Origin of the sequence: Methylobacterium aquaticum (assembly GCF_016804325.1) — a bacterium.
Classification (GTDB): Bacteria; Pseudomonadota; Alphaproteobacteria; order Rhizobiales; family Beijerinckiaceae; genus Methylobacterium; species Methylobacterium aquaticum_C.
Map to the genome: position 1 here is coordinate 5922723 of NZ_CP043627.1, position 13077 is coordinate 5935799.

The following is a 13077-nucleotide window of genomic DNA, read 5'->3' on the forward strand; positions in this document are numbered from 1 at the left end:
TGGATCAAACGTCGACGCGCAATCCCGCGAGCGGGGCGCTCAAGGTGCATTGCACCCCCTCGACGGCGTAGTGCAGGGCCACGTCTCCTCCGGCGAGGCCACGCTGGATCAGCCGCGAGCCGAACCCCCGGCGGGTCGGTGGCGTCACAGGCGGGCCGCCCTGCTCGCGCCAATCCAGCCGGAACTCGGCTGCCGCGCCCGTGCCGTCCACCGTCCAGTCGACGGTCACGCAGCCGGTCGGCACTGAGAGCGCCCCGTATTTCACGGCGTTGGTCGCCAGTTCGTGCAGCATCAGCCCGAGCGAGAGCGCCGCCGAGGGACCGACGAACAGGCTCGGGCCGCAGACCCGGAAGCGTCGGCCGGTGTCGTCGTGCAGGCTCAACGCCTCCTGCACCACCCGGTCGACGCTGGCGCTGTCGGTCTGCCCAGCCAGCAGGATGTCGTGCGCCTTGCCGAGCACGATCAGCCGCGCGGCGAGGGCATCGCGGGCTGCATCGAGGCCGGGGGCGTTGCGCAGGGTCTGCGAGGCGATCGACTGGACCAGCGTCAGGGTGTTCTTCAGCCGGTGCGACAGCTCGCGGTTGAGGATGTCCTGCTGCGCTTCCGCTGCCTTTCGGTCGCCGATGTCGCTGACGGCGACGACTGCGCCGACCGTCCCGCCCTGCTCGTCCTCGATCGCCTCGCCGGAGATCGCGATCCAGCGCCGCTCGCCGTCCGGACGCTGGTACAGCACCTCGATGGCGGCCCGCTTGCACTGGCCTCCGCAGATCTGCGCCAGCGGGTACTCCTGCGCTTCCACCAGCCTGCCATCATCGTGGTAGGCGACGAACTCACCGTAGGCGTTGCTGGACGAGGCGTAGAGGGTGGTGTGGCCGAGGATCTCGGCCAGCCGCCGGTTTCCCATGAGAATGCGCCCGGAGGGGGCTTCGGCCAGCAGGATTCCGACTGGCACGGTCTCCATGATCGACTTCAGCCGCGCCTCGCCGGCGAAGCGTGCGGCATCCGCGGCTTTGCGGGCGGTGATATCGACGACGACGCCGGGGAAGCGCAGCGGTTTGTCATCGCCATCGTGGAAGCATCGTCCCCTGGCGAGGACCCACGTCACACTGCCATCGGCGTGGCGCAGGCGATACTCCTCGCTGAACTCGCCTGCCGTCGCGACGACCTGCTGGATGCGCTCGCCGACCCACGAGCGGTCGTCCGGGTGGATGCCCTCGACGAAGGCGGTCAGCGGCGCACCCTGCGCGGCGAGGGCAGGGTCGATCCCGTACATGTCGGCGAACCGCTCCCCGGCATAGACGCAGTCGGCGGGGATGTCCCAATCCCACCAGCCGAGGCTGCCCGCCGCCGCGAACGCCAACGCCAGCCGCTCCTCGGACACCCGCAGAGCGTCACGGGCGGCCCGCATCTCCACGTTGAGCTGACGTTCACGAAGCACGGTCGTCACCTGCCGGGCCAGCCGCCGCAGCCCGTCGGCCTGCCGGCTCGACAGGCCCTTCGGCCGCGGCATGTGGTCGATCACGCAGAGGCTGCCGAGCACTTGCCCGTCGGGTGCGCGCAAGGGGGTACCAGCATAGAAGCGGATGAACGGCTCCCCCGTGACCAGCGGGTTGTCGCGCGTGCGCGGATCCGCCGTCAGGTCGGGGATCGTGAGCAGGTCCGGCTCAGCCAGCGTGTAGGCGCAGACCGAGGCGTTGAGGGCGGTCTCGCAGGGCGGAAAGCCGACCCGAGCCTTGAACCACTGGCGATCTCCCGCCACGAGGCTGACCAGCGCCACCGGCGTCTCGCACACGGTCGAGGCCAGATGCACGATATCCTCGAACTCCGTTTCGGGCGGCGTGTCGAGCAGGTTGAGGCCTGCGAGCGAACCGAGGCGGGCGGCGTCTCGCACGAGGGCGGACGGGAACAGGTCAGATATCATGCAGGGCGCTTCTCACCCCTGCCTTGTAGCCCAGAGCAGGGATGGTCGTCTCGCAATTTTATCACGCACAATGCATAGAGATGCTCTGGCCCTCAAGAGGGCATCTCCTTCGCCAGTTCCAGCCCTCTGTTTCAAGCAGCCGAGAGAACATCCTGCATCGAGCGAAAGTTCCACTGACGATCACGCAGGAGCGTGAGACGATCGAGTTCGAGATAGAGCGCCTGCTCTGCCTCGATGCTACTTTCATCAACGGCGAGAAGGGCTCGCACTGTCTGAGCGTGAATCTCCGTGCGATGCTCCGCGGCGGCGATTTCCGCGTTGATCGTCTGGAGCCGTGTATTCCGGGGCATCGGTCTCGTCGTCGCTCGACCGTCCCACGCACGAACGGCGATCATCAACGCACCACAACGGCCAAGGTTCGCTGCAGCCGTCGCCTGTCGGCCATTCGGTCACGACAACGCGGGGCGATCGGACCCATCGCAGACGGGTGAAAGGTACGCGCGTCGAGCGTTACGCTTCGTGACACTCAAGATCCTTCAATATGACTGAGGGCACGCGCGCACCGGCCATGCGCCATACGAGAATCGTACGAGTTTTGATCTCACGGTCACAGTCGATAGATCTACTTAATTGCAGAAATATTACTCGACGACACCTCTGAATGCCGGCCCTGCGCCATCCATCAATGCGGATCAGATCTATAGTAAATGGCCTTGCTGTGGCGGACGAGCCATTTTCAACGATCCGTGCATCCGAACTCAAGCGCGCTTCGGTGCCAGTCCCGAAGCGTGGAGGCGAGGACTCACGACTCGCAAGTTTGTGGCATAACGCATACGATTCGGTTGCACACCAATCAATTCAGGCCTGATTGGAGCGGTCGAGAGCGGCACTGATTTCTCCGTTCTCGCAGTAACTTAGGTTCGAGGAAGGGTGTGGCGTGCCGGAACGTGAGGTGAGCCTCCTCTCGCGAGAGGAACTGGAAGCCGAGGTGCGGCAACTGCGCGAACGGGCTCGCAGCGGCAGCATGGATGCAGCTCGGCAGAACGCGGTGTTCGAGAGCACCTTGGATTTCGCGATTGTCGTCACGGACCGCCAAGGGACCATCACCGGCTGGAACAGCGGCTCCGAGCACGTCATGGGCTGGACCGCCGAGGAGATGCGTGGGCAGGACGCTGCGCGCTTCTTCACGCCCGAAGACCGTGCCAACGGCCGGGTCACCTACGAGATGGAAACCGCCCTCAAGAACGGGCGCGCCCAGGACGAACGCTGGCACCTCAAACAGGATGAGGAGCGGTTCTGGGCTTCCGGCGAGATGATGCCGCTGCGGGACGAGGACGACCGGCACATCGGCTTCGTCAAGATCATGCGCGACCGCACCACCGAACACCTGGCTGGTGTGGCCCTCCGCGCAGGCGAACAGCGTCGCCAGGCGCTGCTCGAGCTGAGCGACCAACTCGCCAAGTACAACCACGACACCGCCAGCCTCGCCGACGTGGCGAGCGGCATCCTCGGGCGGGCGCTCGGCGTTCAGCTCGTTGGCTACGGGTTGGTGGATCGCGAGGCCGAAACCATTGACGTCGAGCGTGATTGGACCAGCGGCGGTGCTCGCTCCCTCGCGGGCACACGCAGGTTCCGGGATTTCGGCTCCTATATTGAGGACATCAAGCGCGGCGAAACGGTTGTTGTCGGCGATGCCCGAACCGACCCGCGCACCAGCGCCCATGCCGAGGCGCTGGAAGGGATCAGCGCCCGGGCCTTCGTCAACACGCCGGTGGTCGAGCACGGCCACCTCGTGTCGCTGTTGTTCGTCTGTAGCGCCACACCGCGCCAGTGGACCAACGAAGAACTACTGTTCATCCGCGAGGTCGCTGCATGGACCCGCACGGCAACCGCTCGCAAGCAGGCCGAACGTACCCTGCAGGCTCGAGAGGAGGAGTTAAGGCTGGTCGCCGATGCCCAGCCAGTGCTGATCGCATTCGTCGATCGATCCCTGACATACAGGTTCGTCAATGCCGCGGGCGAGTCGTGGTTTGGGCGTGCCCCGGACACGGTGGTGGGCCGGAACATGCATGACCTTTTCGGCGAGGGCGGCGTGGCCAAGCGTCGAGCGGGGATCCAGCAGGCCCTGGCCGGTGAAACGGTGCAGATGGACCTGGACTGGCCATGGTCGGATGGGGGGCGACGCATCGCAGCCATCCGCTACACGCCCCGCCGCGACGCAAGCGGCAGCGTCGATGGGTTCTACGTGTTCGCGCAGGATGTGACCGACCTGCGCGATGCGACCGCCTTGCTGGCAGCCCGTGCCGATACGCTGGCGCACGAGGTGGCGGAGCGGACCGTCGAACGCGACCGGATGTGGGAGACCTCTCCGGACCTGATGCTGGTGATCGACTTCGACGGGGTGTTCCAGCGAGTCAATCCGGCGTGGACACGCCTGCTCGGCTACGCACCGGACGAGCTCATCGGCCACCACGTCAACGAGTTCGTTGTGCCGGCAGACCATGTCGGGACGACCGAAGCCTATACGCAGGCAGCCGCGGGCGGGCAGCCCCGAGTCGTGAACCGCTACCGCCACAAGGACGGCTCGGTGCGCTGGATATCCTGGTCGGCAGCCCCGGCGGGCCAGATGACCTACGCCACCGGCCGCGACATCACGGCGGAGAAGGAGCAGGCTCAGGCGCTGGAAGCGACCGCGGAGGCCCTGCGCCAGTCGCAGAAGATGGAAGCCGTGGGCCAGCTCACGGGAGGCGTCGCGCACGACTTCAACAACCTGCTGACCATCATCCGCTCGTCGGTGGACTTCCTGCGTCGGCCGAACCTCCCTGAGGAGCGGCGCAAGCGGTACATGGATGCGGTCTCCGACACGGTCGAGCGCGCCGCCAAGCTGACCGGACAGTTGCTGGCGTTCGCCCGCCGTCAGGCGCTCAAGCCGGAGGTGGTGAGCGTCGGAGATCGCCTGCGTGGTGTTGCCGACATGCTCGACACCGTGACCGGTGCCCGCGTGCGGGTGGTGACCGAACTGCCAGAACACCCCTGCTTCATCGAAGCCGACGTGAGCCAGTTCGAGACCGCGCTGGTCAACATGGCGGTCAACGCCCGCGATGCCATGGAGGGCGAGGGCACGCTGACCCTGCGGCTGACATGCGGCCTGCCGATGCCGCCGATCCGCGGCCACGGGGGTGGTCCAGGCCCATTCGCCAAGATCGAGTTGAGCGACACCGGCACTGGGATCACCGAGGAGGACCTGACCAGGATCTTCGAGCCATTCTTCACGACCAAGGAGGTGGGCAAGGGTACGGGTCTTGGGCTCTCGCAGGTGTTCGGGTTCGCCAAGCAGTCGGGCGGCGACGTGAGCGTCCAGAGCGTGGTCGGCGAAGGCCACTGTCTGGTGACAGCGCAGAGTGCCTTTGGCGACGTCCAAGCGTAGGAACGGACCGAGCGCCAGCTCCAGGCTGAAGCTCTCAATAGTGGCCGCCGCATCCCGCGGCCGGGCGGCTCGTCGCAGAAGGCCAACTCAGCTTCCTCGTCGCTGGTTAGATGTTTGGTCCCGGAATGGTCCGCTGCTGGCCTTGGATCGCCCTCGCCTTCGTGATTTCTCCACGTACTGCCGGAGCTGAGACAATATTGGCAAGATGCGGGCCGTCATACGGTCAGAGTTATTATTTTGAAACTGGCCTTGTAGGCCCTGGCCAAGGCGGCTTGCGCAAAGACGGATTTGATGGAGGGAGGATATTTGCGTATATAAATAACTCAAACCGAATCGATTTGATTATTAAAGATACAACTGACATACATAGCTATCTCAAAGAAGGTTATAAAGTAGAATTAATAAATCTTAGCGAGACAGATAAATCATTCCTGATCACTGCTCGCGGTGCATATTTCGTAGAGTCTTACGTATTCAGGTTGAACAGCTATGGAGTAGGAACCGTATCTTGGAAAGCAAGCAAGCTAACCAAGAACATTACCAAGACTAGCATGATGAGCGCTGAATGCGGTCCCAAGTATGGGTTGGACCGCCAATGAACCGCCCCCGCCTCGTCCTGACCGAGCTGCGCGAGTACCGGTCCGACCGCACCGGCGCGACCTACTTCGCCGGGTACCTCGGCAAGACCCGGGTGGTAATGCTGCGCGACGATCGCGCCGAGCTCACCGGCCGCGAGGTGGCGCGGTGGAGCGTATTCCTCGAGGAACCGCAGCCGCGGGAGGAGCGCCAGGCGCCGACCGGCAGCGACGATGATGAGCGGCAGGTGCAGCCTGCCCGTGAGGAGCGCCGAGCCGCGCCGCCGGCCTCAACCCGCAGCACCGGTGGCCGGCGCCAAAAGGCCCCGGAGAAAACGGCCGCGAACCGGCGCGCCGCCGAATCGCTGCGGAGCCGCGGCATCGATCCCCGATCGGAGATCCGGCAGGACGATCTCGGGTTCTGAGATCGGGCCGCTTGGACGGCTTCCGACTCACCGTGGCAACACCTTCGCCTCCTGCAGGCGCCGGATCGCCGTGATCAGCGCCTCGACGCTGTCGACGGTTTCCGTGAAGCCGCTGCGGCGGATCTTGCCCATATCGGAGACGAGATCGAAGTCGCTGTGGAACACGAAATCGCCGAAGGCCCAGCCGACGGCGCGCTCGTACGGTGTATCGATGAGCCCCTGCTCGGCGACGAGGCGCTCCCAGGCCGATGCCTTGTCGGCCATGTGGCTCGCGAGGCGCAGCGGCAGGGGCGGGCCGGGCGGCAGATCCAGGACGGCGGTGAGCTTCTCCCAGACGCGGCGCCAGCGGAACGGCTCGTGGACGTAGTTGAACGCCTCCCCCCGCGCTGCCTCGGCGGTGGCGGCCCACAGGCTTGCCCGGGCCAGCGCCCCGGCCTCGGTCACCTGGGCGAAGACCCCGTCATAGACGTGGGCTGGCCCGGGGAAGCGGAAGGCCGCGCCCTCAGCCCGGCATAGAGCCGCATAGGCGCCGATCACCATGGCGATGTTCATGGCGTTGCCCGCCGCGTCCCCCACCACCACGTCCGGCCGCAGGATCGCGAAGTCCGCACCACCGCGGGCGGCGCGGGCGCGCAGCTCGTCCTCCTGCGTGAAGTAGAAGTTCGGCCCGATGTGGCGCGGGTTCTCGTCCTCATAGAACGGCGACGGCACCGGCCCAAGATGGACGCCGTAGACCTTCGCCCCCTGGTACAGCACGACCCGCTCGAGCGGCGCGCCGGCGGCCTCCAACCCGTCGAGGAGGTGGCGGAGCATCGCGCCGTTCACCTTGTCCTCCTCGGCGAGGTCCGGCTGCGGCGCGAGGGCGGCATAGAACAGATGCGTGACGTCGCGGGTCTCAGCGAGGGCGGCGCGAGTCGCGGCCGCGTCGGTGAGGTCGACTGCCACCGCCCCAGGCGACCCGTGCGGGCGCTGGGACAAGGCACGGGCTTGCCAGCCGGGCGCTGCGGCGAGCGTTTCCTTCAGCGCCTTGCCGATGATGCCGTTGGCGCCGGCGACCAGGGCAATACAGGTGTCCGACATCGTGTGCGCGCCTCCCTGCAGGATCGAGGGGCAACATCCTCCGGCTGGCCCAGATCCCATCGGCCGGCGTTGAGTGGGGATGAGGAGACGCGACCGCCCGCGCCGTGAAGCGCCACCCCGCAAACCCTCTGTCTGGTTCGAGATTGCCCGCCGGGCAGCCGGCACTCTGCTGGGCGTCACCGAGCATGCGAGTGCCGCCGGGCCGGTCTTCCGGATTGGCCGGCGGCGGCTTGCCTGGCTGGCGGAGGATGGGGTGTCGCTGGTGGTGCCGATCGAGGAGGACGAGCGGGACATGCTGGTCGCGGCCGAACCCCGGACTTTCTCGGTGGAGCCAGCCGCGGGCGGGCGCCCGCTTGTGCGCATCCACCTCGCCTACGCCGATCCCGGCACCGTGGCGCGCCTCCTCGCGCAGGCCGCCCTCACTCTCACCGGAGCGACCCCGACACCAAGAGCGAACAGCGCGACGTGACCACCCCGGACGGCACCGCCTGGACCTGCATCGAGGCGCTCACCGAAATGCCGGAGGCGGTGAGGGAGAGCTCGCCGCCGCGATCGAGGCGAGACTGATGCGGGACCAACGCTGAGTACCGCCCGAAACAGCTGACGGCAGAGACCGATCGGCTGCGGAGCGTCGACCGGAAGCAGGTTCGCCACCACGGTCACGACTGACCGGCGGGAACCCGCCCTGCCGTTAAGCGGTTGCCTCACCGGATTTCCAGACCCGAGACCCCACCTTCAGCCCCGCCGGCAGCCGCCCGCGGGGCTTTTTCGTCTCCGCGCTACGCCGCCCAATTCGCCGGACGGGCGACTTGTTCAGCCGGCGCAACCCACGCCTCCACGCGGCCGAGGTCGGGAGCAGTCTCGACCATGAGGTCAAAGATACCGTCGCAGCCGGCCCACAGTGTTGCCGGGATCACCGCGGCACCGGTGGTCCAGCGGCACGCGCCGGCCGGGCCGAGTTGCAAGTGCGAGAACCCAGATGCGCGCAGCGCCGTGGTCCCGACCGGAAGAGCGCGGGTGACGCTGTAGCGGCCCTTCGCCGACCGTCCCCGCACGACGACGCTGCGCACGGGCACGCCGAGACGCCGACCGTCGCCAGCGCCCACCCGCACCCGCTCCGGCACGAAGGTGCGCGACACGAGCCTTACCTCGCGCGCATCGGCCGGAAGGCTGAACCAGGCCAACGCCCCATCCCGCTCGGGGCGGATCGCCACGCCGTCGGCCACGACATGCAAGTCGTCCTCGTCCGTCAGGCTCCAGCCGAGCGCCTTAGCCTGGGCGAGGAGACGTATGCGCACTGCATCCACGATTGGCCCCGCCTGCACCAGGGGTCTGCAAAAATCGTCGAGCGTCAGGGGCGTGAAGTCCGGGTGCAGCATCATGTGCTCTGCCCCGTTCTCGAAGCCGGCGCGCACGCCGGTGTCGAGGAAGCTTTCCGTCGGCAGCCCCTCGGAGATGAGGATGTCGTGGCTCTCCAGCTCGACGTGCCAGTAGGTGACCTCGTCTCGGTCGACGTAGGCGATTGTGGCGTCGTTGACGAGATGCTTGACGGGGATCAGCACCTCGGCAGGCTTGCTGACACAGACTGCGTGGTCCGGCGAGAGGAAGAGGTCGCGCCGCGGCAGCCCATCACCGAACGCGTTGGCAAGGATGCGGACCGGGCGCACGGCTTCAGCGCGCGGATGACGGATGAGGTCGAGATGGCGCCGCCCGATCCAGACGATCTCGCGGGCCTTACCCGAGGCAGTGATTACGCAGTCGCCGACCGCAAGGATCTCGACCGGGACGTCGCCCGTCGTCGTGGCGATTAATGTGCCAGTCACGAAACAGGGTGTGAAAGTACCTTGGCTTTGGTCAGAGGCGAGTGTAAAACTCGCACTTGGAGTGCCAGGAAGCATTCTTTGTTGAGACAAGAATGCATAGTTAAAACCTGTGCCTACATCACTTCTAAGTAAAACCCCTGTCGAAGCTTCATAGCTTGTCTGGAAATAATTAGCACTGGTTACAAATGTTCCGTCCGCGTTATATTCTTTTATGTTTACAGTTCCAGTGTTATCAATGCTTTGGATTACAACGTATTTCCCGGTGTCTGCGGTATCAAATGGGATGGCATCACCCCGTATTTGTCTTCCGTCTACTGAGTTGAATCTGAAAGTTGCGGACCCAATCTGAGTAAGTTTCGCTATATAGTTTTGAAAATTCACGTAAGCCATTGACGTCTCCTTATTAAAGCGAGATCTAATAGGATATACTTAGAGTTTGCAATCTGATCTGAGTTTTTTCATGTCAGAGTTGCGAACAAACAACGAAAATCAGATCCGGAACGAGACTTCAGCTTTTGTCCCGGCCGGCTACGGCACATCCCGCTCGACGACGATCCTCACCCACCGCTGACCTGCTCAGCGAAGTCCTCCGGCACCTCACCGAACTGCTCGAGGATCGTCGCGCTCTCGAGCTCGCCCGTTTCGTCATCCGCGACGATCCGCAGGGCCGCCGTCCCCGGCATACGGCCGGCGCGCCAATCTCTGACGGTGGTGGGCGAGCACATCATCCACGAGCTGCGCGGCCGGGCCTGCCTGCCGCTCGAGATCGTGCCGGCCCGGCGGAAAGGCTGTGCCGTCACCAGCTCGTTCTCCTCGAGGATCACCGATCGGACGGTGCTCGAACCGGCCGTGGCAGCGCACGCGACGCGCCTCGGCGAGAAGTTACGGCGGGATGGTCTCGCCGTCTCGGCCGTGACGGTCTTCTATCACACCAGCGAGCACGACCGCGGCGATCCCATGCGCTCGGTCTGTGATTAGGCGTGGAATAAGGACCCCGTTTCCGGGGTGATCGGCGTCCAAACGGGACCCCCAGGATACTTCATCCAGACTGCCTCCCGCATTCGGAACGGGAGGCTCGCGGAGGATGTTGGTCGTGGAGACGGTCGCGAAGATCCGCCGCGCGTACTTCGTGCAGCATAAGCCGATCAAGCAGATCTGCCGGGAGCTGAAGCTCTCCCGCAAGGTCGTCAGGAAGGTGATCCGCTCGGAGGCAACTGCCTTCCGCTACACCCGCAGCGTCCAGCCTGCACCCAAGCTCGGGCCCTGGCGCGACGAGCTCGACCGGATGCTGGCGGCCAATACGGGGAAGCCGGCGCGGGAGCGGCTGACGCTGACCCGTATCTTCGAGGCGCTGCGGGGGCTCGGCTACGAGGGCGGCTATGATGCCGTCCGCCGCTACGCCAAGACGTGGAAGCGCCAGCAGGCCAGCGTGACGGCTCCCGCCTTCGTGCCACTCGCCTTCGCCCCGGGTGAGGCCTACCAGTTCGACTGGAGCCACGAGATCGTGCTGATCGCCGGCGTCACCACGACGGTCAAGGTCGCCCACGTCCGGCTCTGCCACTCGCGCATGCTGTTCGTGCGGGCCTATCCGCGCGAGAGCCAGGAGATGGTCTTCGACGCCCACGACCGGGCGTTCGCCTTCTTCCGCGGCACCTGCCAGCGGGGCATCTACGACAACATGAAGACCGCGGTCGAGACGATCTTCGTCGGGCGCGAGCGCGCCTACAACCGCCGCTTCCTGCAGATGTGCTCGCACTACCTCGTCGAGCCCGTGGCCTGCACGCCCGCGTCAGGCTGGGAGAAGGGGCAGGTCGAGAACCAGGTCGGGCTGGTGCGCGAGCGCCTGTTCACCCCGCGCGTCCGGGTGAGAAGCTACGACGAGCTCAACGCCCTGCTGCTCGACGGGGTCGTCGCCTACGCCAAGGCCCACCCGCATCCCGAGCAGCGCGAACTGACGATCTGGCAGGCCTTCGAAGCCGAACGGGGAGCCCTGGTCCCCTACGCCGGACGCTTCGACGGCTTCCACGCCGTCCCGGCGGCCGTGTCCTCGACCTGCCTGGTGCGCTTCGACAACAACAAGTACTCGGTCATGGCCTCGGCCATCGGTCGCCCGGTCGAGGTGCGCGCCTATGCCGAGCGCATCGAGATCCGCCAGGACGGACGCGTCGTCGCCGAGCACCCGCGGGCCTTCGGACGCGGCCAGACGGTGTTCGACCCCTGGCACTACGTCCCCGTGCTCGCCCGCAAGCCCGGCGCGCTGCGCAACGGCGCACCGTTCAAGGACTGGGTCCTGCCCGCCGCCCTCGAACGGATCCGCCGCAAGCTCGCCGGCAGCGCCGACGGCGACCGCCAGATGGTCGAGATCCTCACCGCCGTGCTCGGCGACGGCCTCTCCGCGGTCGAAGCGGCCAGCGCCGAGGCACTGCGCGAGGGCGTGCACTCGGCCGACGTGGTGCTCAACATCCTGGCCCGCCAGCGGGAGCCGCCCGCGCCCGTCTCGCTGCTGACGCCCGAGAGCCTGCGGCTGCGCCACGAGCCGGTCGCCGACTGTGCCCGCTACGACAGCCTGAGGAGAGCCCCATGATGGAACGTCAGCAGATCCTCGCCACCATGGGCGAGCTGAAGCTGTTCGGGATGAAGGCGGCCTACGACGAGATCATCAAGGTCGCCCTCAAGCGCAGCCACGAACCGCAGCAGATCGTCGGCGACCTGTTGCAGGCCGAGATCAGCGAGAAGCAGGCGCGCTCGATCCGCTACCAGATGACGATTGCCAAGCTGCCCCTGGCCAAGGACCTCGCCGAGTTCGCCTTTGCCGGGACGCCGATCAACGAAGGTCTGGTGCGCGACCTCTGCGGCGGCGAGTTCCTGGCCCACCAGCGCAACGTCGTGCTGGTGGGCGGCACCGGCACGGGCAAGACGCACCTGGCCATCGCGGTCGCCCGGTCGTGCATCCGGGACGGGGCGCGGGCCCGGTTCTACAACGTGGTCGACCTCGTCAACCGGCTCGAGGCCGAGGCGCGAGCCGGCCGGCAGGGCCGCATCGCCGACCACCTCGCCCGGCTCGACCTGGTGGTGCTGGACGAACTCGGCTACCTGCCGTTCGCGCAGTCGGGCGGTCAGCTGCTGTTCCACCTGATCAGCCGGCTCCCGCCTTCATCGCCTCGTAGCCCTCCTGGGCGACCTTGGTCGGGGCGGCCTTCTCGCCCAGGCCGAGCTTGGTCGTGTCCATGCCGGCGCGGTGCCAGAACGGGGTGTCGACCTCACCCGGCAGCAGCAGCGTGAAGCTGACGCCACTATCCTTCACCTCCTCCTTCACCGCCTCGACGAAGCTGATCAGGAAGGCCTTCGTGCCGCCGTAGACGGCCTCGTAGGGGGTCGGCATCGTGCCGGAGATCGAGGCCGTGTAGAGCAGCCGGCCCGCGCCGCGCTCCACCATCGCCGGCAGCAGCCGCTTGGTCAGGTGGACCTGCGAGACGACGTTGAGCTGGATCATCTTGAGCTCGGCCGCGAGGTCGGTTCCGCCGACGAAGTAGCCGCCGACATCGACGCCGGCGTTCAGGGCCGCCGCCGCCAGGGGGCGACCCGTCCCGGCCAAGGCCTGGGCGAGGGCCTCGACGCCGTCGTACTCGGTGAGGTCGGCCTTCACGACGATGGCCTCGACGCCGGTCGCACGGACCGCATCGGCGGTGCGCTCCAGACCATCGTTCTGCCCGCTCGCCGTGATGAGGACGTCGTGGCCGTCGGCCGCGAACAGTCGGGCGAGCTCGTAGCCGATGCCGCTGGACGCGCCGGTGACGAGCGCCAGGGGGCGATGGGGGTCGGTCAT

General features: G+C 66.4%; 10 protein-coding genes and 2 pseudogenes. 6 read left to right on the forward strand and 6 right to left on the reverse strand.

Annotated features, from left to right (window positions below):
- Positions 1 to 4: 4 nt before the first annotated feature.
- Together F1D61_RS27215 and F1D61_RS27220 are read right to left on the reverse strand one after the other, a co-directional pair.
- On the reverse strand, positions 5 to 1921 hold the full coding sequence (locus F1D61_RS27215; RefSeq protein ID WP_246775564.1) for a PAS domain S-box protein: 1917 nt from the start codon (positions 1919 to 1921) through the stop codon (positions 5 to 7).
- A gap of 131 nt (positions 1922 to 2052) precedes the next feature.
- Positions 2053 to 2271 carry a hypothetical protein gene (locus F1D61_RS27220; protein ID WP_203155208.1) on the reverse strand — a complete coding sequence of 73 codons (219 nt, stop codon included), beginning with the start codon at positions 2269 to 2271 and terminating at the stop codon, positions 2053 to 2055.
- A 587-nt stretch (positions 2272 to 2858) separates the two neighbouring features.
- On the opposite strand from F1D61_RS27220, the gene F1D61_RS27225 reads away from it, so the two are divergent.
- Both F1D61_RS27225 and F1D61_RS27230 read left to right on the forward strand, forming a co-directional pair.
- Positions 2859 to 5348, forward strand: a complete 2490-nt coding sequence (locus F1D61_RS27225) for a PAS domain-containing protein (RefSeq protein WP_203155209.1) — start codon at positions 2859 to 2861, stop codon at positions 5346 to 5348.
- A 595-nt stretch (positions 5349 to 5943) separates the two neighbouring features.
- On the forward strand, positions 5944 to 6348 hold the full coding sequence (locus F1D61_RS27230) for a hypothetical protein (RefSeq protein WP_203155210.1): 405 nt from the start codon (positions 5944 to 5946) through the stop codon (positions 6346 to 6348).
- 27 nt (positions 6349 to 6375) lie between these two features.
- Here the strand turns inward: F1D61_RS27230 and F1D61_RS27235 are convergent, their stop codons facing one another.
- Positions 6376 to 7428, reverse strand: coding sequence for an SDR family oxidoreductase (locus F1D61_RS27235; RefSeq protein ID WP_203155211.1), 1053 nt, complete (start codon positions 7426 to 7428; stop codon positions 6376 to 6378).
- Positions 7429 to 7507: 79 nt separating this feature from the next.
- On the opposite strand from F1D61_RS27235, the gene F1D61_RS27240 reads away from it, so the two are divergent.
- The gene (locus tag F1D61_RS27240) at positions 7508 to 7897 is read left to right on the forward strand and encodes an MmcQ/YjbR family DNA-binding protein (RefSeq protein ID WP_203155212.1); all 390 of its coding nucleotides are present in this window, start codon (positions 7508 to 7510) and stop codon (positions 7895 to 7897) included.
- A 310-nt stretch (positions 7898 to 8207) separates the two neighbouring features.
- Here F1D61_RS27240 and F1D61_RS27245 read toward each other — a convergent pair whose 3' ends face one another.
- Both F1D61_RS27245 and F1D61_RS27250 read right to left on the reverse strand, forming a co-directional pair.
- On the reverse strand, positions 8208 to 9251 hold the full coding sequence (locus F1D61_RS27245) for a Hint domain-containing protein (RefSeq protein WP_203155213.1): 1044 nt from the start codon (positions 9249 to 9251) through the stop codon (positions 8208 to 8210).
- A gap of 557 nt (positions 9252 to 9808) precedes the next feature.
- Positions 9809 to 10075 (reverse strand): hypothetical protein, encoded by a 267-nt coding sequence (locus tag F1D61_RS27250; RefSeq protein ID WP_203159389.1) that lies wholly within the window; start codon positions 10073 to 10075, stop codon positions 9809 to 9811.
- 10 nt (positions 10076 to 10085) lie between these two features.
- Between F1D61_RS27250 and F1D61_RS35135 the strand changes: the two genes are divergently transcribed.
- The 3 genes and pseudogenes from F1D61_RS35135 to F1D61_RS27260 form a co-directional block, all read left to right on the forward strand.
- The gene (locus F1D61_RS35135; protein ID WP_348649395.1) at positions 10086 to 10229 is read left to right on the forward strand and encodes a hypothetical protein; all 144 of its coding nucleotides are present in this window, start codon (positions 10086 to 10088) and stop codon (positions 10227 to 10229) included.
- A gap of 106 nt (positions 10230 to 10335) precedes the next feature.
- Positions 10336 to 11829: pseudogene (gene istA, locus F1D61_RS27255) on the forward strand (IS21 family transposase); the annotation flags it as partial.
- Between the two features lie 5 nt (positions 11830 to 11834).
- A pseudogene (locus F1D61_RS27260) lies at positions 11835 to 12398 on the forward strand (ATP-binding protein); the annotation flags it as partial.
- On the opposite strand, the gene F1D61_RS27265 reads toward F1D61_RS27260, so the two are convergent.
- Positions 12388 to 13077 (reverse strand): SDR family NAD(P)-dependent oxidoreductase, encoded by a 690-nt coding sequence (locus F1D61_RS27265; RefSeq protein WP_203155214.1) that lies wholly within the window; start codon positions 13075 to 13077, stop codon positions 12388 to 12390. The pseudogene F1D61_RS27260 and the gene F1D61_RS27265 overlap by 11 nt on opposite strands.